Annotated in this window: 19 protein-coding genes and 1 tRNA gene; 7 read left to right on the top strand and 13 right to left on the bottom strand. The window is 66.7% G+C overall.

Translation table 11 applies throughout. The features are described 5' to 3' along the window. Positions 1-24: 24 nt before the first annotated feature. The 4 genes from AC3ANW_RS19040 to dmeF form a co-directional block, all read right to left on the bottom strand. Positions 25-303, bottom strand: coding sequence for a hypothetical protein (locus AC3ANW_RS19040; RefSeq protein WP_488342401.1), 279 nt, complete (start codon positions 301-303; stop codon positions 25-27). Between the two features lie 265 nt (positions 304-568). Continuing rightward, on the bottom strand, positions 569-1,144 hold the full coding sequence (yfcF, locus tag AC3ANW_RS19035; RefSeq protein WP_488342400.1) for a glutathione transferase: 576 nt from the start codon (positions 1,142-1,144) through the stop codon (positions 569-571). 66 nt (positions 1,145-1,210) lie between these two features. Beyond that, positions 1,211-1,756 (bottom strand): cysteine hydrolase family protein, encoded by a 546-nt coding sequence (locus tag AC3ANW_RS19030; protein ID WP_488342399.1) that lies wholly within the window; start codon positions 1,754-1,756, stop codon positions 1,211-1,213. Continuing rightward, entirely contained in the window at positions 1,753-2,736 is a 984-nt protein-coding gene (dmeF, locus tag AC3ANW_RS19025; protein ID WP_488342398.1) for a CDF family Co(II)/Ni(II) efflux transporter DmeF, read from the bottom strand. Before dmeF ends, AC3ANW_RS19030 begins: the two co-directional genes overlap by 4 nt. A gap of 148 nt (positions 2,737-2,884) precedes the next feature. Here dmeF and AC3ANW_RS19020 point away from each other — a divergent pair, with 148 nt between their 5' ends. Both AC3ANW_RS19020 and AC3ANW_RS19015 read left to right on the top strand, forming a co-directional pair. After that, positions 2,885-3,544: an MCP four helix bundle domain-containing protein gene (locus tag AC3ANW_RS19020; protein WP_488342397.1), complete on the top strand. Its 660-nt coding sequence runs from the start codon at positions 2,885-2,887 to the stop codon at positions 3,542-3,544. 38 nt (positions 3,545-3,582) lie between these two features. Continuing rightward, entirely contained in the window at positions 3,583-4,230 is a 648-nt protein-coding gene (locus AC3ANW_RS19015; protein WP_488342396.1) for an FMN-binding negative transcriptional regulator, read from the top strand. Between the two features lie 293 nt (positions 4,231-4,523). Here the strand turns inward: AC3ANW_RS19015 and AC3ANW_RS19010 are convergent. The 8 genes from AC3ANW_RS19010 to AC3ANW_RS18975 all read right to left on the bottom strand — a co-directional run bounded on the left by AC3ANW_RS19010 (position 4,524) and on the right by AC3ANW_RS18975 (position 14,500). Continuing rightward, positions 4,524-4,598, bottom strand: a tRNA-Arg gene (locus AC3ANW_RS19010). Between the two features lie 75 nt (positions 4,599-4,673). Beyond that, complete coding sequence (locus AC3ANW_RS19005) at positions 4,674-5,267, bottom strand: hypothetical protein (RefSeq protein ID WP_488342395.1); 594 nt, start codon at positions 5,265-5,267, stop codon at positions 4,674-4,676. A gap of 73 nt (positions 5,268-5,340) precedes the next feature. Beyond that, positions 5,341-5,580: a hypothetical protein gene (locus AC3ANW_RS19000; RefSeq protein ID WP_488342394.1), complete on the bottom strand. Its 240-nt coding sequence runs from the start codon at positions 5,578-5,580 to the stop codon at positions 5,341-5,343. Positions 5,581-5,684: 104 nt separating this feature from the next. Beyond that, positions 5,685-9,764, bottom strand: a complete 4,080-nt coding sequence (locus tag AC3ANW_RS18995; RefSeq protein WP_488342393.1) for a translocation/assembly module TamB domain-containing protein — start codon at positions 9,762-9,764, stop codon at positions 5,685-5,687. Between the two features lie 8 nt (positions 9,765-9,772). Beyond that, entirely contained in the window at positions 9,773-11,674 is a 1,902-nt protein-coding gene (locus tag AC3ANW_RS18990; RefSeq protein ID WP_488342392.1) for an autotransporter assembly complex protein TamA, read from the bottom strand. A 121-nt stretch (positions 11,675-11,795) separates the two neighbouring features. Beyond that, positions 11,796-12,992 carry a vWA domain-containing protein gene (locus tag AC3ANW_RS18985; protein ID WP_488342391.1) on the bottom strand — a complete coding sequence of 399 codons (1,197 nt, stop codon included), beginning with the start codon at positions 12,990-12,992 and terminating at the stop codon, positions 11,796-11,798. A gap of 34 nt (positions 12,993-13,026) precedes the next feature. Continuing rightward, positions 13,027-13,644, bottom strand: a complete 618-nt coding sequence (locus tag AC3ANW_RS18980) for a GNAT family N-acetyltransferase (RefSeq protein ID WP_488342390.1) — start codon at positions 13,642-13,644, stop codon at positions 13,027-13,029. Between the two features lies 1 nt (position 13,645). Then, on the bottom strand, positions 13,646-14,500 hold the full coding sequence (locus AC3ANW_RS18975; RefSeq protein ID WP_488342389.1) for an AAA family ATPase: 855 nt from the start codon (positions 14,498-14,500) through the stop codon (positions 13,646-13,648). Between the two features lie 193 nt (positions 14,501-14,693). On the opposite strand from AC3ANW_RS18975, the gene AC3ANW_RS18970 reads away from it, so the two are divergent. Further along, positions 14,694-15,359, top strand: coding sequence for a c-type cytochrome (locus AC3ANW_RS18970; RefSeq protein WP_488345463.1), 666 nt, complete (start codon positions 14,694-14,696; stop codon positions 15,357-15,359). 12 nt (positions 15,360-15,371) lie between these two features. Here AC3ANW_RS18970 and AC3ANW_RS18965 read toward each other — a convergent pair whose 3' ends face one another. Beyond that, positions 15,372-15,806 carry a DUF1841 family protein gene (locus tag AC3ANW_RS18965; protein ID WP_488342388.1) on the bottom strand — a complete coding sequence of 145 codons (435 nt, stop codon included), beginning with the start codon at positions 15,804-15,806 and terminating at the stop codon, positions 15,372-15,374. Positions 15,807-15,941: 135 nt separating this feature from the next. Here AC3ANW_RS18965 and AC3ANW_RS18960 point away from each other — a divergent pair, with 135 nt between their 5' ends. Genes AC3ANW_RS18960 through AC3ANW_RS18945 form a run of 4 tightly spaced genes read left to right on the top strand, consistent with a single transcriptional unit; the run spans position 15,942 to position 19,543 of the window. Continuing rightward, positions 15,942-16,643 carry a 3-oxoacid CoA-transferase subunit A gene (locus tag AC3ANW_RS18960; protein WP_488342387.1) on the top strand — a complete coding sequence of 234 codons (702 nt, stop codon included), beginning with the start codon at positions 15,942-15,944 and terminating at the stop codon, positions 16,641-16,643. A gap of 17 nt (positions 16,644-16,660) precedes the next feature. Beyond that, the gene (locus AC3ANW_RS18955; protein WP_488342386.1) at positions 16,661-17,323 is read left to right on the top strand and encodes a 3-oxoacid CoA-transferase subunit B; all 663 of its coding nucleotides are present in this window, start codon (positions 16,661-16,663) and stop codon (positions 17,321-17,323) included. Between the two features lie 31 nt (positions 17,324-17,354). Continuing rightward, positions 17,355-18,560: a 3-oxoadipyl-CoA thiolase gene (pcaF, locus tag AC3ANW_RS18950; RefSeq protein WP_488342385.1), complete on the top strand. Its 1,206-nt coding sequence runs from the start codon at positions 17,355-17,357 to the stop codon at positions 18,558-18,560. Next, complete coding sequence (locus tag AC3ANW_RS18945; protein WP_488342384.1) at positions 18,557-19,543, top strand: Bug family tripartite tricarboxylate transporter substrate binding protein; 987 nt, start codon at positions 18,557-18,559, stop codon at positions 19,541-19,543. The genes pcaF and AC3ANW_RS18945 overlap by 4 nt, the downstream gene beginning before the upstream one ends. Positions 19,544-19,547 lie beyond the last annotated feature (4 nt).

Below are 19,547 nucleotides of genomic sequence, written 5' to 3'. Positions count from 1 at the left end.
CGACGGGCGGGCGATGTGCCGGTGCTAGGGCGTGGTGACCTGCATCGGCGGTGCTTCGCGCAGGGCCAGCACCAGGGTGCAGACCGTGTCTTCCATCAGTTCGATCTGCCGGTGCATGCCGCCGTTCATCAGGCGCAGCAGGCCGTGGAGTTCGGCACGTTCCAGGGGCAGTTCCGGATCGTCTTCCGTACCGCAATGGTCCAGGAGTTTTTCCAGGCCGGCATAGGCGCCGAGGACTTCGCGCAGCGCGGTGGTTTCGGTGTTGATGTCGATGGCCATCGACAAGAGGGAGCGTTCAGCCATGAGTGGCCTTCCAGAGCTAGGTTGTGGAAACAACCACCGCCATCGCTTCCAAACGATGGCGGCGGCCCGAACAGGTTGGAAGACCGGACAACAAACTAGCAAACCGGCAGGGCAAGCCCTCCCGCCCGAGCCGCCATAAAAATGGGACAAGGACGGCAAAGCTGCACCACCGTGATCACGGCGGCGTAGCTTTGCATTTACTAGGTTGTTCGGGCTTCCAAACCCGCCGCGTCCTTTCGGACGCGCGGCTGAATTGTAGGTGCGCCTAAGCAGCGGTTTCCATATGCCTGGTCCACGCCTGCACAGAAGGCCGCGCCCACTGCCGGCTCGCGTATTCGACCAGTGCCGCTGGCACGCCATCCTCGGCACCGGCCAGCCGTTTGAGCATCAGCGCCAGGTCCACATCGACGATCGACCATTGACCGAACAGGTATTCGTCACCCGGCGCCATGAAGGCCCGGGCCAGCGAAAACAGCTTTTGCGCCGCCGCCTTCGCCTGCGGTGAAAGCGGCTTCGGCTCGGCCCCCAAAAAGACCACCTCCGTCGGCCGCTCCCCGCGGATCGTCGTCAAATCACTGCGAACCCAGGCCTGGATCTGCCGTGCCTGCGCCCGCTGACGGGGGTCGGTCGGGTACAGCGGCGGTTCGGGCTGGATGTCCTCCAGGTATTCCGTGATGGCGGTCGATTCCGCCAGTGAAAACGTGCCGTCGACCAGGGTCGGAACCCGTCGTGTCGGCAAGGTCTGCGCCAGACCCGGCGCGAGGTGCGAACCGGCTTGCAGGTCGACCGGCTTCAGCTCGAACGGCAGGCCTTTCTCGGTCAGCGCCACGAAGGCGGACATGGCCCAGGGAGAGATGAATTGGGAATCGACGTATAGATGCATGGATGCCTTTGAATTCCTGAAGCGTTAGACGGCACCATCGCCGAAATGGATCCGGTCGCCCGCCAGGGCTTGGATGCTCGGCCCGAAGCTGGAGATGTCCGACAGCGTGGCGTTGTGGTGGGCGCGAATGAGCGCAGCCGACGCATGCGGTTTGTCGTGAGTGGTGTGGGCGTCGGCGGCGATCAGCACCGCGAAGCCCAGGGCGGCGGCGCGGCGCACCGTGGTGTCCACGCAGAACTCGGATGCATAACCGGCGACGACGACCTGGCCGATGTTGCGGGCGGCCAGCAGCTCGCCCAGCGGTGTGCCCAGAAAGCTGTCGGCGGTGCGTTTGCGGATGAAGTGGTCGGCCGGTCTTACCTTGAGCCCGGCCTGCAGCCGCCAACCCGCGGAATCGGGCGCCAGCGACGCTGCGTCTTCATGCTGGATGAAGATCACCGGCACACCCGCCAGCCGGGCGCGGGCCGACAGGACGTTGATGCGTTCGACGACCGCATCGGCCTCGAAAGGGCGGGGCGCCGCATCGAAAAGGGCGCGCTGCACGTCGATGATCAGCAGAGCCTGTTTCATGCCGTGGCTGCCTGCGAGAGCTGGGTTGAGGGGTTCACTTCCACCGTGATGTGCACCAGTTCTTCATGCACCCGCAGTTGCTGCTTGAAGAATTCCGGAGTCGCCGGGCCGTCGGTGAAGACCGAGACGATGCAGGCGTATTGCGCCTTGCCGACCCGCCACACATGCAGGTCGCCGATGGTGGCCGGCACCGGGCTGGCGGCGATGACCTCGCGGATTTCTTCGACCACCGGCGCGTCCATTTCGGCATCCACCAGCACACGGCCGGTCTGGCGCAGCAGGCTCCAGGCCCAGCTGCCGACCAGCACCGCGCCGACGATGCCCATCACCGGATCCAGCCAGGCGGCGCCCCACAGCTTGCCGCCGGCCAGCGCGGCGATGGCCAGCACCGAGGTGGCGGCGTCGGCCACCACATGCAGGTAGGCGGAGCGCAGGTTGAGGTCGTGGTGCCGGTGTTCGCCGTGGTGGTGTGCATGGCCGTGGTCATGACTGTGCCCATGCGCATGGCCGTGGTCGTGGCCATGGTGATGACCGCCACGCAGCAGCCAGGCGCAGGCCAGGTTCACCAGCAGGCCCAGCACACCGATGGCGATGGCCTGGTCGTAATGGATGGGGCTGGGCGACAGCAGCCGGTCGACCGACTGGAACAGCATCAGCCCGGCGACCAGCACCAGCAGGATGGCGCTGCTGTAGCCGGCCAGCACCTCGATCTTCCAGGTGCCGAAGGAAAACCGGTGGTCGCCGGCCAGCTTGCGCGCCGCCGCATAGGCCGCTGCAGACAGGCCCAATGCCAGCGCATGCGAACTCATGTGCCAGCCATCGGCCAGCAGCGCCATCGAGTTGAAACCCCATCCCGCCACGATCTCGACCACCATCATGGCGGCGGTCAACAGCGTGGCCCAGCGGGTGCTGCGCTCGGCCATCGGGTTGCCTTCGTCGAAGACATGCGAATGCTGCGGGGTGGTGGTGGAGTTGCTCATGGTCGTTTGGAACGGCTTCGAAAATGTTGGCGCGGAGTATCGTGCCCCCGTCAGATGGACGGTCCGTGACGTTTGGTCTCTTCCCCCTGCGTCTTGTAGGATGTTGCCGACACCGCAACTCTGGTCCAGGTCTTTCATGCGCAATGCTATGTTCGCCCCCCGACAAGCCGGAAGCTGGACCCTGGCGGTGTTGACCACGGTCGCATCCTTCCTGTTGGCGCTGGGCATCTACATCTTCAACACGACTTCCAATATCTACACGGCATCGGAAGACGTCGCACGCAACTGGCTGCCCAGCGTGCAGGCGGTCGGCGGCATTCGCTCGGCGCTGGGCCAGGTGCGGCGCGCCGGTGCCTCGGTGGTGATCGCGGGTGACGACTGCAGTTCGCCGCGTTGCCGCGCCATCCAGTCCGACCGCAAGGACGATCTGAAACGGGCAGAAGCGGTGTACGCCCCGCTGGTCACACCCAACGAAGAGCAGCAACTGTTCGACACCTACCGAAAGCAGCGCGATATTTTCCTGGAAATCCAGGACCAGCTGGTCATGCAGCAGAACGGCGACAAGCAGGCTCGGATAGAAAGTTTCATCACCGTGTCCGACGAGGCGTTCGACCGGGCAACCCAGACGCTCGGCCGGCTGGCGGAATTCAACAGCAATGGCGGCAAGAAGGCCCAGCTGGTGGTCCGCAAAAACTATGCCCGCACCCAGTTCTGCCTGTACGCACTCAATATCGTGCTGCTGGTGCTGTCGGCGATCTTCATCGGCCGGCTGGTGGTGGTGGCGACACACTCCCACTCGCGGCACTAGCTTTTCATCGACCTATTCATCGAGGCCATTGTTCTCCCGTGTACCTGCCCGCCCATTTCCTCGAAACCCGCCCCGAAACCATCCGCCAACTGCTGCGCGACCATCCGCTGGGTTGCCTGGTCAACCAGGGGCCGGACGGGCTGGATGCCAACCACATCCCTTTCGAGGTGGAAGGTCCGGACGACAGCATCGTCACCCTCAAGGCCCACATCGCCCGCGCCAACCTGCTGTGGCGAGACATTCAGGACGGTGCCGAGGTGATGGTGGTGTTCAATGGCCCGCAGGCCTATTTGTCGCCCAATGGCTATCCGTCCAAACACGACACGCACCGGCAGGTTCCGACCTGGAACTACCAGGTGGTGCATGTGCACGGCCGCATCCGCTTCCGTCATGACGAGGCGTTTCTGCGCGGCCTGGTGGCGCGCCTGACGCGAGTGCACGAAGCTTCCGAACCCAAGCCCTGGCGCATGGGCGATTCGGCACCCGATTTCATCGACGGCATGCTGAAAGCCATCGTGGGCGTGGAGATCGAAGTCAGCCGGGTGGTCGCCAAGTCCAAGCTGAGCCAGAACAAGGAAACGCGCGACCGCGTGGGTGCGGCGGAGCTTCTGCTGAGCCGGGAGTCGCAGGAGGCGCAAGCCCTGGGGCGGGCAATGGGCGATGCGGCCGGTGCCTGCACGACTTAGGCGCTGAAAGCCTTCTGCATCATGGGGATTTCCACCCAGCCAAGATCGGCATAGGCCTGCAGCCGGTCGAAACGCGACTGCACGGCGGCCAGCGCCGCTGCATCCGATGAAGCCCTGCGGGCGGTTCACCAGCGCAGGGAACGCGAGGTTCGGCGCCGCTCTCCATGCTGCACGCGGTGACGTTGTCGCCAAATTTCTCTGCAGGTGCGAAAGATGTTCGGGTTATGACCTGGGGCGGTGGCGGGCGCCGGAAAAAGAAAAACCCGCCATGCGGTGAGGCATGCGGGTCGTGATGGTCCCTTCGACAGGAATCGAACCTGTATCTAGCGCTTAGGAGGCACTCGTTCTATCCATTGAACTACGAAGAGAGCGGCCGATTGTAGGGGCAACAAAAGAGGTGCCCCGCCGAGTCGCGAAGCCGGGCGGCTGATTCGACTCGCGCCCTAGAAAAGTTCGAGCTGCGGTGAAAACATCGGTTCGGCCACCTTGGTCCGTGTACGGGTTCGCGCGGGGGCCGCTTCACAAGCGGCGACCAGCTGCGTGGCTGCAGGGCTGACGGGAAACAGGTCAGTCGGCAGCTCTGCAGGGGCTGGTGGCAGGTACAACCGACGCGGTGCGACGGACAGCGGCACAACCGGCAGGCGCGACGCTGCGGCAGGGGAGCCCGCAGGCGTCCTGGTGGCCGTCACTTCGAACCAGGCTTCTTCTGCGCCTTCCAGTCCGCCGAGTGCGTCTGACCGGGCGCGCTGGCTGGCCTTGACCCAGGCTTCTGCGGCTGCCCGGTCGTCGGCGTCCATTTCTTCTGGATCGTTTTCGCAGGCCAGCTGGTAGGCACGAAAGACTGCTGCAACTTCAACCGGGCCGCCGAGGCTGCGTTCCAAGGTCTTACGGTACCGCGCCTCGGCGTCGTCGCTGGCGGATTCCGTCTCGCAGTCGTGGTCCCTCAACCTGATCCGTACCGCTGCCCTGGCATCGGCATGGACGCTGTCAGGGTCGGCTTCGACCTGGCCGTCCGGTTGGGGAATCCGGTTTTTCATGGGGGGTGAAAGCAGATGCGCGGCAAGCATCTGTATAAATATACAGTTATTTGCCGCAAAACCCCAGGAAAGGTCAGATCGAACGTTCGCTGGCCAGGGTCACCTTGATGGTGACGGTGACAGAACCCGAGGCGTCGTACGCATAGTGCCGCTCGTCCACCACGAAGGCATGTCCTCCGGCCGATGCAAATGTCACGCTGTCGCCGACGTCGGGTATCGCCAGGTTCTCACCGGTGGCAACGGCGCCGGAATCGAGTTCCGGCATGGCGGTCAGGGTGGCGGCGTCGAATGCGAAACGGATCGAGGTAGTCATCGTTTGGGCCTTTCCGTGGGCTGGAATCATGGGTAAAAACCCACTGTATGGGCGCCGTGGCGCCCATACGTTTCCAGCCGTGCCAAGGCCTGGTGCGCTGCATCCTAGTTGTAGGTCAGCGTGTAGATCAGGTCCAGCCCGCTCTTGACGCCGGCCTGTCCGCGCAAGGTGAGCCGGCGGGTCAGGTCGTAGAAGATGTAGAGCGAACCCAGCGCACCCGACAGGCCGTGTTCATAGGTCACGTACAGCTTCTGCGACAGGCGTTTGCCGAACGTGAGCGCGGCGGCACTGGCATCGGCACCGCTGCCCGGGCCCTTGAAGCCGATCTCGTCGAGGCCCAATTTTTTCGCGACATTGCCCGAGCTGCCCTTCCCGCCCGACAGCAGCGCCAGCGCGGCCTGTTGCAGCAGCGCGGCTTCGGCACCGCCGTTGGCGGTGCTGCGGCCCAGCACCACCCACGACAGGATTTCGGCATCGGTCAGGCCCGATTCCGAATACAGCTTGACCCGCGGCGCCTGCGCCGTGCCGGTGACCTGCACACCTGCGCGCACGGTGATGTTGGGACGGATGGCCAGGATGTCGAGCGAGGGGTTGTCCAGCGGGCCGCTGAAACGGATCACTCCCGACTCGATGTCCAGTTGCTGGCTGTATGCACGGTACTGCCCGGATGCGGTGCGGATTTCGCCGATGACCTTGGGCAAGGCGCCCAGGCCGCCGTTGCTGGTGATTTCAAGTGCACCGGTCAGGCGGGTGGTGATGCCCCGGCCCTGGACGGCGAAGTCGTTGCCCAGGTCGAAGTTGATGACGATGTCCGGCGGCTTGGCGGTGCCGACGGCGGTGGGCGCAGTGGCGGTCTTCTGCGCCTTGAGGGCGGCCTCGCGGTCCTTGGCGGACGAATGCACGAAGACATCGCTGCCCAGCGTGGGCGCGCTGTCGTCGGGCAGCAATATCACCGCCCGGTCGGTTTTCAGGTTGCCGCGCAGCACCAGCTGGCCGTCTGGATTCAGTTTTGCCTGCACCGTGCCCGACAGCGTCACCTGCCGGTCGGTGCGCACCGACACCCGCAGCGCCTCGGCCTGCGCCTGGATGTCCATGCGGATGCCGTTGCCCCAGGACAGATTGCCGCTGCCGCGCAGCTGCCCGCCGTCGACGTTGCCGGCGACACTGCTGGCGGTCGCCAGGCTGCCGGCGATGCCCGCGATGCGGGTGCTGGGGCCGTTGCCGCCGCGCAGGCGGAACTCGGTGATGTCCAGCCGGTCGCCCTGCAGCGTGGAGCGGAACAGGCCGTCGTGCAGGTCGATGCCGTCCACGACGGAACGCACGGCCAGCCCGTTGGCGTTGAGGGTGCCGGCCCAGCGCGGCGCGCTGCGGGTGCCCGACAGCTGCGCCTTGGCCTCGAAGGTGCCCTGGACCCGCCAGCCCGGCGGCGCCAGGACCGACCACACGCCGAGTTGAGGAAGGCTGGCGTCCAGGCTGCCGCCGATGGGCGCGTCGGTCGGCCAGCTCCAGCCTTCTGCACCGCGCGACAGGCGGGTCGAGGCCGCAGCCTTGATCACACCTGCACGGGCGCTGTCCCAGAGCAGGTCGGCCTTGATTTCGTCGCCGTCGGCTGCCACCTCGATGCGGGCGGCGATGACACCGGCCGCGGTGGTGGGTACGTTGGACGATGCGCCGGCCGAGGCCTTGGCGCTGGCGGCTCCGCTGCCGGTGCCGCTGGTGGCGATGACAGTAGGGGCGGGCGGTGCACCGGGCACCTGGATGCGGATGTCGCCCGAAGTGCGGGCCAGGCTGGCTCGGGCGCGCAGGGTGTCGCCCGCGTCGACGTCCCAGGCGCCGTCGAACACCAGGTCGCCGGCGAATCCCATCTTGGCGAGCGACGCGTTGCCGCCGGCAGCGAAGATCTCGGCCCAGGCCATCGGCAGTCCCTTGAGCGCACCCTGCGAGCGCACCCGAACCCTGGCGGCCGGGCCGCTGCCGGTGCTTTGCAGGCTGACCGGCTGCCAGGCGATGCCGACCTGTCCGGCCGCGGGGCCCGACAGGCTGGCGCTGCCGGACGAGGTCTCGACCGAAAGGCTGTCCCTGGCCTGCCGCAACTGTGCGCTGACCGGCGCCTGCAGCTTGATGTTCCAGGGGCCGGGCAGGTTGGCGAGTGCCGCCTGCAACTGTAGTTCGGACACCTCGGCGTGGTAACGGCCCGGGCCGTCGATGCCGCCGCTGGCGCGGGTTTTCAGATCGACGTTCTGTCCGCCGGTGCCGGCCGATCCCTGCAGTGACAGGCTGGCCTGGCCCAGCGTGCCGGAAAGGTCGGCCGAAACCCCGCGCAGTGCGATGGAGGTATGGGCCTGGCCCGAACCGGCCAGCACCACATCCAGCCTGGGCGCCTTCAGCGCGGCCTCCAGCGAAAGTTCGTTGGTGCTGCCGGTGCCTTGCTGCAGCCGTTTCAGCGCGCTTTCCCAGCCGCCGCGCCAGTGGGCGTCGAGGCTGGCCGAGCCGTCGAGCGACACCGCGCCGAGGGCCGTGCGCAGGGGGGGAATGGTCGCCATCCAGCGCTGCAGCGTGGCCGCGTTATCGAGGGACAGGCGGGCGCGGCCGGCACCGGTGGACGGGGCCATCGCGCCGTCGATGTCCAACTGTGCGCCGGGCAGCACGGCGGTGATCTTTCCCTTGCCGGACTTGTCGGCCGGGCGCGCCTGCAGCACGCCGTCGATGCTGGCGTCCGCAGTGCGCACCGCGAGTTTGCGCAGGTCGAGCGTGCCTTCGGACCAGCGGCCCTGTCCGGCGGCGGATTGCAGTTGCAGCGTGTCCAGGGTGGCGGCGCTGCTGCTGGCACCCTTGGGCACGCGTCGCGGCGGCGCACGGCCGGTGGCGGTGATGGCCGCGTCGAAATCGATGGCCTCGCCCTTTTGCGATGCGCTGGCCTTTCCAGACAGCACCGGACCGGCCAGCTGCGTGTGCAGCGCGCCGGGCTGGATACCGGTCAGCGTGGCGACGATGTCCCACGGTGCGGGCGTCGCCGCCGCACCTTCGGCCGTTGAGGGCGCAGGCCCCCAGCGGCCCTGCGCACTGATGTCGCCGCCACCGGCACGGATCACCGCCTGCGAGATGTCCCAGCCGCCGTCGGCGCGCTGTGCCACTTGAAGGTCGGCCTTCTCGACCGGAAGTTTGCCCTGGTCGTACGGGCCCGCGATGCCGTTGGTGAGCGAAGCCTGGGCCTGCCAGCCGGATGCGATGGGGCCGGCCTTGACGGTGCCGTTCAGCAGGGTGGCAGGCGCTTGCGGCACCAGCCGCGCCAGGTCGACGTTCCGCAAGGTTCCGTCGGCGGTGAGCAGCGGCTGGGGCAGCCACGGTGCGACGGTGGCGAGCACATCGGCGTGCATGCCTTCGGGCACGTCCGCGCCGTCTGCGGGCTGGACCGCAGCCGCCACCTGCAGGCGGGCGGCCGTGCCCGACAGCGTGCCTTTGGCGTACACACCGGCACCCACGACGATGGGTACGGCGCCCTCCGGCAGCGGCGGGCTGAGCCGGCCGCGGGCAGTGGCTTCCAGCGCCATCGGCGCTGCGCCTTGCAGGGTGGCATCCAGATCGTATCGGCCGCCGGCCACTTCGACGTTGTCGATCTTGAGCCGGTGTTCGCCGCCGTCATAGCGATAACGCCCGGCAAGCTGTGTCACCAGCACTTCCGGCGGGCCGGCCCAGCGGATGGTGTCGACGCGGAAGGGCAGGTCGATGTCGACCGGCAGCGTCACCTGCTGCAGCGGCTCGGCGGGAGTCTTGTCGGGTTCGCCGCGGTTTTCGATGACAACGTTTCTCGCGTGGATCTCGCCCAGCGAAATCTTGCGGTCGAGCAGGGGAGCGAGCTGCCAGCCGATGGTGGCGTCTTCGACCTCGACCGACAGCGCAGGGCTCTGCCAGCGCAGCCAGCCGATGTGGCCGCCGGTCCGCAACGAACCGGTCACGTCGCGCGATTCGAGCGATTGGCCGGCGGGCAGGTATTGCGCGGCACGGGCCAGGGCATAGGCCAGCGACTGCGCGCTGCCGGCCCAGATCCAGCCGGCCGCAACCACGGCGGCCAGCAACAGCAACAGCGAACCGAAGATGCCGGCGGTCCAGCGCAGCGCACGGCGCCGGCGCGGTGGTCGCGCAGGCGGTCGGCTGGCTGGGGAGGTGTTTTCTTGTTCGGCCATGCGGGGCATCAGAAGGTGAAGCCCAGCCGCAGATGCAGCCGGAATTTCTTGGGGTCCACGCCATAGGCGATGTCGGCCTGCAGCGGGCCGACCGGGCTGCGCCAGCGCACCCCGGTGCCGACGCCGACCTTGGCCTTGAGGTCACCCGGCTGGTCGGCCACGGCGCCGGCGTCGATGAAAACGGCGCCTTCGAATTCGGTCATCTCGCCGTTCCAGACGATGGGCCGCTGGTATTCCACGCTGCCGGCCGCCAGGTACTTGCCAGCGTAGATTTCGCCGTTGACGGTGCGTGCACCGATCTGCCGGTAGCTGTAGCCGCGCACCGTGTTGTCGCCGCCGGTCAGGAACAGCAGCGTGGCGGGCACGGTGGCGCCGTCGCGGATGTTGACCGCGCCGGCCTCGGCCCGGAACTGCAGCCGGCTGCGGCGCGCTTCGCCGCCGCCTTCGGGCTGCACCGTGCCCAGCGGCATGAAGGCCAGGCCGCGGGCATAGGTGCGCACGAAGGCCTGACGGTCGCCGATGAGGGTGGTGCCCGGGCCGGCTTCCACCGCCACGCCATAACCGCGGGTGGGGGCGGTGGGATTGTCGAAATACCGGCCGGTCCAGGTCCAGGGCACGCTCAGCGCCGAACCCGAAGGCGGCGCGTCGGCGCTGCCGTTGGTGGTGGTGGCGTAGTCGTACTGCAGGTAATAACCGCGGTCGATGTGGTCGGTGCTCTTGGCCCGGCCGCCGCGCAGCCGTCCGCTGTTGACCTCGTAACTGCCGGTGAGCTCGCGCTGCACCCTTTCGGATGTCACCCAACGCCAGAGGTTCTCATCGGGCAGGGAGGTCTGCTCGGAACTGATGAGTTTGGTCTTCTGGTCGATCGACAGTTTGGACACCGCACGCCAGCCGATCAGCGGCAGCTGGTTGTGGATGTGGTCGACCGACACACGCGGGCCGCTGTCGGTGCTGGCGCCCACGCCGAAGACGATCTTCTGCAGCTTGGCATCACGCACCTGGGCGATCACCGGCGCGGCTTCGGGGTTGCCGGAATCGGTATCCATGGTGAGAAAGACCGAGTCGTAATAACCGGTGGCCGCCAGCCGCTGCTGGGCTGCCAGCAGCGCGGCCTGGTCGTATTCGGCGCCCACCGGCAGCAGCGACAGGCGTTGTGCCACCTCGGGCGGATAACGTTCGGCTCCACGCACCTGCACCGGTCCGAAACGGTAGGCCGGGCCGGAGTCGTAGGTGACCTGCAGCCGCGCTTCGCCGGTGTCGGCGTCCACATCCGCACGGCTGGCCGACACGCTGGCGGTCGGGAAACGTTTTGCCGTGATGCGGCGCAGGCCGGTGCCCTTGGCGCCGTCCCAGGCATCCTGGGTGAAGGGCTGGCCCGGACGCAGGCCCCAGCCGGTGCTGACCTCGTTGCGCTGGCCCACGACGGCGGGCTGGCGGCTGTCGGCGATGGCGCCTGCGAAGTTCACGTCCACATCGGCGATGCGGGTTCGGGTGCCGGGATCGACCGCCACCGTCACCTCGCGCGGTGCGCGTTTGCTGTCCGGTGTCTCGTTGAGCGCGATGGTGATGCGCGGCGAAAAGTAGCCCAGCGTGCCCAGCAGGTCGCGGGTGTTGGCTTCGGCAGCGCCCAGCAGGCGGGCGAGTTCCTGGCCCTCCAGGTCTTCGAGCTGGCGGTAACGCTGCAGTTCGAGGTGCAGGTTGAGGTAGTCACGCACATTGCTGGGCGCCTTCACGTCGAGCGTGAAGGCCTCGCGCTTGCCCTGGCCTTCCGGTTTCCGGTCGTTCCGGGCGGCGACCTCCGAAGCCTCGCTGGCGGTCAGCACCCGGTCGGTGGTGTCGATGGGTGTGTCGGTCGACTTGTCCTTCTGGCCGGGCATCAGGCTGCAGCCGCCCAGCAGCAGCGTCGCCATGCAGACGCTGAACGCCGGGCGCAAAAACGCCGGCGAGGGAGCCGGCGTGCGGTACGGGCGTGTCGAGGGAAAGAGGGGGTGTCGTCGAAGGAAAGGAAGGTGCGGGCGCCCGGTCATCGACTCATTTTGACAGCAGACGCATCGCGTCCTCCAGGCCTTTGAGTGACAAAGGGTACATACGGCCGGACATCATCTGCTGCACCAGTCCGATGCTCTGGCGGTAACCCCAGACGCCCTGAGGTTCGGGGTTGATCCAGGCGTAATGCGGGAAGGTGTGGACCAGGCGCTGCAGCCATTCGGCACCGGCTTCCTCGTTGTGATATTCAACGCTGCCGCCGGGCTGTGTGATCTCGTAGGGGCTCATGGTGGCGTCGCCGACGAACACCAGTTTGTAGTCGCGCCCGTAGCGCCGCATCAGGTCCCATGTGTCGATCTTTTCGGCGAAGCGGCGTCGGTTGTTTTTCCACACGAAGTCGTAGACGCAGTTGTGGAAGTAGAAGAACTCCAGGTGCTTGAACTCGCTCTTGACGGCCGAGAAGAGTTCTTCGACCCGTGCCACGTGTTCGTCCATGGTGCCGCCGACGTCCAGCAGCAGCAGCAGCTTGACGTTGTTGCGCCGCTCGGGGCGCATGCGGATGTCGAGCCAGCCGGCATTGGCGGCGGTGCTGGCGATGGTGCCGTCCAGATCGAACTGGTCGGGCGCGCCCTGGCGGGCGAAACGCCTGAGCCGGCGCAGCGCCACCTTGATGTTGCGGGTGCCCAGTTCGAGTGTGTCGTCGTAATCGCGGTAGGCCCGCTGTTCCCATACCTTGACGGCGCTCTTGCCGCCGCCGGTGCCGCCGATGCGCACGCCCTGCGGGTTGACGCCGCCGTTGCCGAAGGGCGAGGTGCCGCCGGTGCCGATCCACTTGCTGCCGCCTTCGTGCCGGCCTTTCTGTTCCTCGAGCCGCTCCTTGAGCGTCTTCATCAGTTCGTCCCATCCCAGCGCCTTCAGGGCGGCCTTCTGCTCGGCTGTCAGGTCGCGCTCGATCATCTTGCGCAGCCAGTCCTCGGGCACCTCGTGCAGTTTTTCGGTGAGCATCTGCACGCCCTGGAAATAGGCCGAGAAGGCGCGGTCGAAACGGTCGAAATGCTTTTCGTCCTTCACCAGCACCGTGCGGGCCAGGTGGTAGAAATCTTCCATGTCGCCGGCCGGCCCGGTGCCGTCGATGCCGGGGCCGACCACACCGGCCTGCAGGGCCTCGAGCAGTGCCAGGTATTCGGTGACCGACACGGGCAGTTTGGCGGCTCGCAGGGTGAAGAAGAAATCGATCAGCATGGTTTGCTCCGCTCGTGTGCGCTTGCGCCTGCCTTCAGCCGCGCGGCTTTTCCAGTTGCCAGGTGAGGTGTGCCTTCACCGTCGGCCATTCGCTCTCGAGGATGCTGAACACCACCGTGTCGCGCAGCGTGCCGTTTTTGGCGATGCGGTGGTTGCGCAGCACGGCGTCCTGGCGGGCGCCCAGCCGGGCGATGGCGGCGCGGCTGGCATGGTTGAAGAAGTGGGTCCGGAACTCCACCGCCACACAGCCCAGCACTTCGAAGGCATGGCCCAGCAACAGCAGTTTTGCCTGCGTGTTGAGGGCGGTGCGGCGCACGCTGTTGCGGTACCAGGTGCTGCCGATCTCGACCCGCAGGTTGGTCGCATCGACTTCCATGAAGGTCGTCATGCCGGCGAACCTGCCCGCTGCGTCACGCACGGCGAAAGGCAGCATGCGGCCTTCGCGGTGCAGTTTCAGCCGGCGTTGGATCTCGGTGTCCATGCCCTCGGGCGACGGGATGTCGGTGGTCCACTGGCGAAAGATCTCGCCGTCGGCCACGGCTTCGCGGGCTTCGTCGGCATGGTCGGCCGACAGGGGTTCGAGGGTGGCGAAAGCGCCGCTCAGGGTGACGGGTGCGAGCGGCGTGGCGAAAGGGGTGAAGACGCGGCTCATGTCAGCGGTTGCGGGCGTTCATGGCCACCAGTTTTTCGAACAGGCTCAGGTCCTGTTCGTTCTTCAGCAGCGCTCCGACCAGCGGCGGCACCACGATCTTCTCGTCCTTCGCCTGCAGGGCTTCGAGCGGAATGTCCTCGGCCATCAGCAGTTTCAGCCAGTCGATCAACTCGGAAGTGCTGGGTTTCTTCTTCAGGCCGGGCAGGGCGCGCACCTCGTAGAACAGCCGCATGGCGGCGGCCAGCAGGTCGGCCTTGAGGGTCGGGAAATGCACATCGACGATCTTCTGCATCGTCAGCGCATCGGGGAAACGGATGTAGTGGAAGAAACAGCGGCGCAGGAAGGCGTCGGGCAGCTCCTTCTCGTTGTTGGAGGTGATGAAGACCAGCGGCCGGTGTCTGGCGCGGATCAGCTCGCGGGTCTCGTAGCAATAGAACTCCATGCGGTCGAGTTCACGCAGCAGGTCGTTGGGGAATTCGATGTCGGCCTTGTCGATCTCGTCGATCAGCAGGGCCACCGGCCGGTCGGAGGTGAAGGCCTGCCACAACACGCCCTGCACGATGTAGTTGCGGATGTCGCGCACCTTGTCGCCGCCGTCCAGCGAACTCAGCTGGCTGTCGCGCAGCCGGCTCACCGCGTCGTATTCGTAAAGGCCCTGCTGTGCCTTGGTGGTCGACTTCACATGCCACTGCAGAAGGGGCAGGCCGAGTGCGCCGGCCACCTCTTCGGCCAGCAGGGTCTTGCCGGTGCCGGGCTCGCCCTTCACCAGCAGCGGCCGCTGCAGGGTGGCGGCCGCATTGACCGCCAGCATCAGGTCGGGGGTGGCGACGTAGTTCGAGGTTCCCTGGAATTTCATGGTGTTTGCCGGCACAGCGGACTGCGCAAAAAACGGGGTTGCATGCGGGTAATCCGCGAGGCGGGGAGAGGGTGTTTCAGAGGGGACGCGACCTATACTCGTGCGCTACGGTCGTGAACCTTCCACCGGAATTGTGCGCGCAAAAATGACTAAGCTGACCCCCACGATGTTCGCCCGGCAAACCCTCATTCAGATGCTTCCGCTGGTGCTGGCGTTGCCGCTGGCATGGGCGGGAACCGTGCACGCCGCAGACCTGAAGGGCGATGCCCAGGCCGGTGCGCGCAAGGTCGACATGTGCATCGGCTGCCACGGCATCGTCGGTTACCAGGCCAGTTTTCCCGAGGTCTACAAGGTCCCCAAGATCTCCGGGCAGGGTGCCAAGTACATCTCCAACGCGCTGGTGGCTTACCGGGCCGGGGAACGCAAGCACCCCACCATGCGCGGCGTGGCCGACAGCCTGACCGACCAGGACATCGCCGATGTCGCGGCCTATTACGAACAGCACGGCAAGGTGGCGGGCGCTCCGGCCTTGCCCGACGAACCCGTCCGCAAGCCCTCCGCCCAGGTCGCCGCGCTGCTGACCAAAGGCACCTGCGTGTCCTGCCACGGCCAGAACTTCAGCAAACCCATCGACCCGAGCTACGCCAAGATCGCCGGCCAGAACGCCGACTATCTGTATGTGGCGCTCAAGTCGTACAAGACCGAAAACAACCCGCATTTCGGCCGCAGCAACGGCGTAATGGCGGGCATCGCCAAGCAGTTCTCCAATGCCGACCTGAAGACGCTTGCGGGTTATATCGCCAGCCTAGACGGCGACCTGAAGACGGTGCCCGAGTCGCGTTTCCATAGCGCGCGCTGAGCCGGAAGCAGGTCAGTCCTGTGTCGCCCGCCGCTGCACCGCGGCCACGTATGCGTCACCGTCCGGTGGCCGGCCGGCACGCTGGCTTTCCCACAGCATGCGACCCAGCGCCTCCATCGTTTCGTGATGGGCGTCGTGCAGAGAACCCCGGCGTTTGGCCAGCAACTCGACCGCCTGCCGGATGCCGCGTGGCTGGTCGATCGAACACTGTTCGCTGATGGACAGGTGCATCGACAAATGCAGGAAGGGGTTCTGCCTGCCGTCGTCCGGCGGGTAGACACGGATCAGGGCGGCTTCCACGTCTTCGAGGTCGGCGTGGTATTCGGGATGTTCGGCGATCCACATCGCGGCGAGTGTTTCGATGGCCTCCATCGTGTGGCCGTCCCGTGCCTTGGCATGAGCGGTGCAGAAGAAGCGACGAACGTCCTGTTGGGAGGGCTGAAACATGGATTAAAGCGTAGCACGGGGTCAAAACCCAGCGTGTACACTCGCCCTCGGCGTTCAATTTTATGAACATTTGTTCGCCATAAGAACAAAATAACCCAATCCATGCTTGCCGACGGCAGGCCGGAGACTCAATTCATGATCAACAAGATTTCGGCTTCCATCGCCGAGGCGCTGGCCGACGTCCGCGACGGCTCCACGGTGCTCATCGGCGGTTTCGGCACTTCGGGCATTCCGGCCGAACTGATCGACGGCCTGATCGAGCAGGGCGCCAAGGACCTGACGGTCGTCAACAACAACGCCGGCAACGGTGACACCGGATTGGCCGCGCTGCTGAAGACCGGCCGTGTACGCAAGGTCATCTGCAGTTTTCCGCGCCAGGCCGACAGCTACGTTTTCGACGAGCTCTACCGCAGCGGCAAGCTGGAACTCGAACTGGTGGCGCAGGGCAACCTGGCCGAGCGCATTCGTGCGGCCGGAGCCGGCGTCGGTGCCTTCTTCTGCCCGACCGGCTTCGGAACCGAGCTCGCCAAGGGCAAGGAGACCCGCGAGATCGACGGCAAACACTACGTGCTGGAGTACCCGATCCACGGCGATGTGGCGCTGATCAAGGCCGAGGCCGGCGACCGCTGGGGCAACCTCACCTTCCGCATGGCGGCCCGCAATTTCGGGCCGGTGATGGCCACCGCCGCCAAGCTGACGGTGGCGACGGTGCACCAACTGAAGGAACTTGGCGAACTGGACCCCGAATCCATCGTCACGCCGGGCATCTTCGTCAACCGCATCGTGAAGATCGACCGCGTGGCCACCCAGGCCGGTGGTTTCAAACAAGCTGCCTGAGCCGGGAGACCACACACATGAGCTACCAAAAACGGACCAAGGACGAGCTGGCCCAGCGCGTCGCCAAGGACATCTTCGACGGCGCGTATGTCAACCTGGGCATCGGCCAGCCGACCCTGGTGGCCAATCACATTCCGGCCGGCATCGAAGTCATCCTGCAGAGCGAGAACGGCATCCTGGGCATGGGCCCGGCGCCGGCCAAGGGCTCGGAAGACTACGACCTGATCAACGCAGGCAAGCAGCCGGTCACCTTGCTGGCCGGCGGTGCATTCTTCCACCATGCCGACAGCTTCGCGATGATGCGCGGCGGCCACCTCGACATTTGCGTGCTGGGTGCGTTCCAGGTGTCGGCCAACGGCGACCTGGCCAACTGGAGCACCGGCGAGCCGGGCGCGATTCCGGCGGTCGGCGGGGCGATGGACCTGGCCATCGGCGCCAAGCAGACCTGGGTGATGATGGATCTGCTGACCAAGCAGGGCGTCTCGAAGGTGGTGCAGCAGTGCAGCTATCCGCTGACCGGCCTGGGCTGCGTCAAGCGCATCTATTCCGACCTGGCCACGCTGGCCTGCACACCCGAGGGCCTGCAGCTGATCGACACCGTCGAAGGGCTGAGCCGCGAAGCCTTGTCCGAGCTGATCGGCCTGCCGATCGCTTCGCCCGCGCCAGCCGCTGCCGCCTGATCCCCCATTCAAGAGACAAACAAGGATTTCCATGAGCAACCAGGCTTTCATCTGCGACGCCATCCGTACCCCTTTCGGCCGTTACGGCGGCTCGCTGTCCAGCGTGCGTGCCGACGACCTCGGCGCGGTGCCGCTCAAGGCGCTGATGGCGCGCAACCCCAGCGTCGACTGGTCGGCGGTCACCGACGTCATCTACGGCTGCGCCAACCAGGCCGGCGAAGACAACCGCAACGTGGCGCGCATGTCGCTGCTGCTGGCCGGCCTGCCGATCGAGGTGCCGGGCTCCACCGTCAACCGCCTGTGCGGTTCGGGCATGGATGCGGTCGGCACGGCGGCCCGCGCCATCAAGTCGGGTGAAGCCGGCCTGATGATCGCCGGCGGCGTTGAAAGCATGAGCCGCGCACCTTTTGTCATGCCCAAGGCCGAGACCGCATTCAGCCGCGCCAACGCGGTGTACGACACCACCATCGGCTGGCGGTTCGTCAACAAGCTGATGAAGGCGCAGTACGGCGTCGACGCCATGCCCGAGACCGCCGAGAACGTGGCCGACGACTTCAGGATCGACCGCATCTCGCAGGACCGGATGGCTCTGGCCTCGCAGCAGAAGGCGGTCGCCGCCCAGCTGGCCGGTTACTTCGACGCGGAGATCACGCCGGTGACCATCCCCCAGAAGAAGGGCGATCCGGTCGTCGTGTCGAAGGACGAACATCCGCGCGACACCAGCATGGAAGCGCTGGCGAAACTCAAGGGTGTGGTGCGACCCGACGGCACGGTGACCGCCGGCAACGCCAGCGGCGTGAACGACGGCGCCTGCGCGCTGCTGCTGGCCGACGAAAGCTCGGCCCGCATCCACGGCCTGACGCCGCGCGCCCGGGTGGTCGGCATGGCCACCGCCGGCGTGGCGCCGCGCATCATGGGTTTCGGCCCCACGCCCGCCACCCTGAAGGTGTTGGCCCTGACCGGCCTGACGCTGGACCAGATGGACGTGATCGAACTCAACGAAGCGTTTGCCGCACAAGGCCTGGCCGTACTGCGTGCCCTCGGCCTGCAGGACGACGACGCACGTGTGAACCCCAACGGCGGCGCGATCGCCCTGGGCCATCCGCTGGGCGCATCGGGCGCACGGCTGATCACCACCGCGGTCAACCAGCTGCACAAGACCGGCGGCCGTTATGCGCTGTGCACCATGTGCATCGGCGTGGGCCAGGGCATCGCGGTCATCCTGGAGCGCGTGTGACCCTCGCTGTGCAGCGCCGCCGTGTGCTGCTGGGGGGCGCATCGGCGCTGGCGCTGGTCGCTGGCGGCGGCCGGGCGCAGGGGCTGCCGCCCATCCGCATCGTGGTGCCCTTCGCACCGGGTGGCGGCAACGACGTGTTCGCGCGTCAGATGGCACGCGGCCTGGGGGATGTGCGCAAGCAGACCGTGCTGGTGGACAACAGGCCAGGCGCCGGCGGCAACCTCGGCACCGAGTTCGTCGTGCGGGCTCCGGCCGACGGCAACACCTTGCTGCTCGGCCACACCGGCACCGTGTCGATCAATCCGGCGCTGTATTCGAAGCTGGGCTACGACCCGCTGAAGGACCTGTCGCCGGTGGCGATGTTCGCCTCTTCGGCGCTGGTGCTGGTGGTGGCTGCGAACTCGCCCGCGCGCACGGTGGCCGACTTGATGGCGCTGGTGCGCAGCACGCCGGGCGGAGTCAATTTCGCGTCGAGCGGCGCCGGCACCGGTGGCCACCTGACGGGTGAATCGTTCGCCCAGAAGATCGGCAGCCGGATGACCCACGTGCCCTACAAAGGCACCGCGCCGGCTCTTTCCGACCTGGCCGGCGGCCAGGTGCAGCTGATGTTCAGTGTCATTCCGGCAGCGCTGGCGCTGGTCAGGGGCGGACGCTTGCGGGCCCTTGCCGTGACCAGCGCCCGACGCCTGCCGCTGTTGCCGGATGTGCCCACTATCGCCGAATCGGGCGTGGCGGCATTGGCCGATTTCGAGAGCAGCCTGACCTACGGAATCCTGGCGCCACGCAGCACATCCGACACCGTGGTCCAGGCCCTGTCGGCGCAGGTCACGCAGGTGGCCGCCACTGCCGATTTCCAGTCGCGACTGGATGTGGAGGGCGCCACGCCCCTGGTCGGCAATGCGGCGTCGTACGCCGCACTGATCCGCAGCGAGAGCGCAAAGTGGCGTGCGATCGTGAAAGCCTCCGGCGCCAGCGCCGACTGAAGCC

The sequence above is a fragment of the Xylophilus sp. PBN-3R genome, from assembly GCF_057747805.1.
The sequence above is the reverse complement of the archived record's forward strand: the minus strand, read 5'-3'. Positions and strand labels throughout refer to the sequence as shown.

Coding starts and splice junctions, on each gene's coding strand:
- pcaF (WP_488342385.1), top strand. CDS start 17,355: ATGAGCAACCAGGCTTTCATCTGCGACGCCATCCGTACCCCTTTCGGC.
- AC3ANW_RS19040 (WP_488342401.1), bottom strand. CDS start 303: ATGGCTGAACGCTCCCTCTTGTCGATGGCCATCGACATCAACACCGAA.
- AC3ANW_RS18960 (WP_488342387.1), top strand. CDS start 15,942: ATGATCAACAAGATTTCGGCTTCCATCGCCGAGGCGCTGGCCGACGTC.
- AC3ANW_RS18995 (WP_488342393.1), bottom strand. CDS start 9,764: ATGGCCGAACAAGAAAACACCTCCCCAGCCAGCCGACCGCCTGCGCGA.
- AC3ANW_RS18970 (WP_488345463.1), top strand. CDS start 14,694: ATGCTTCCGCTGGTGCTGGCGTTGCCGCTGGCATGGGCGGGAACCGTG.
- AC3ANW_RS19005 (WP_488342395.1), bottom strand. CDS start 5,267: ATGAAAAACCGGATTCCCCAACCGGACGGCCAGGTCGAAGCCGACCCT.
- AC3ANW_RS19020 (WP_488342397.1), top strand. CDS start 2,885: ATGTTCGCCCCCCGACAAGCCGGAAGCTGGACCCTGGCGGTGTTGACC.
- AC3ANW_RS18975 (WP_488342389.1), bottom strand. CDS start 14,500: ATGAAATTCCAGGGAACCTCGAACTACGTCGCCACCCCCGACCTGATG.
- AC3ANW_RS19000 (WP_488342394.1), bottom strand. CDS start 5,580: ATGACTACCTCGATCCGTTTCGCATTCGACGCCGCCACCCTGACCGCC.
- dmeF (WP_488342398.1), bottom strand. CDS start 2,736: ATGAGCAACTCCACCACCACCCCGCAGCATTCGCATGTCTTCGACGAA.
- AC3ANW_RS18990 (WP_488342392.1), bottom strand. CDS start 11,674: ATGGCGACGCTGCTGCTGGGCGGCTGCAGCCTGATGCCCGGCCAGAAG.
- yfcF (WP_488342400.1), bottom strand. CDS start 1,144: ATGTCCGCCTTCGTGGCGCTGACCGAGAAAGGCCTGCCGTTCGAGCTG.
- AC3ANW_RS18985 (WP_488342391.1), bottom strand. CDS start 12,992: ATGCTGATCGATTTCTTCTTCACCCTGCGAGCCGCCAAACTGCCCGTG.
- AC3ANW_RS19030 (WP_488342399.1), bottom strand. CDS start 1,756: ATGAAACAGGCTCTGCTGATCATCGACGTGCAGCGCGCCCTTTTCGAT.
- AC3ANW_RS18980 (WP_488342390.1), bottom strand. CDS start 13,644: ATGAGCCGCGTCTTCACCCCTTTCGCCACGCCGCTCGCACCCGTCACC.
- AC3ANW_RS18965 (WP_488342388.1), bottom strand. CDS start 15,806: ATGTTTCAGCCCTCCCAACAGGACGTTCGTCGCTTCTTCTGCACCGCT.
- AC3ANW_RS18955 (WP_488342386.1), top strand. CDS start 16,661: ATGAGCTACCAAAAACGGACCAAGGACGAGCTGGCCCAGCGCGTCGCC.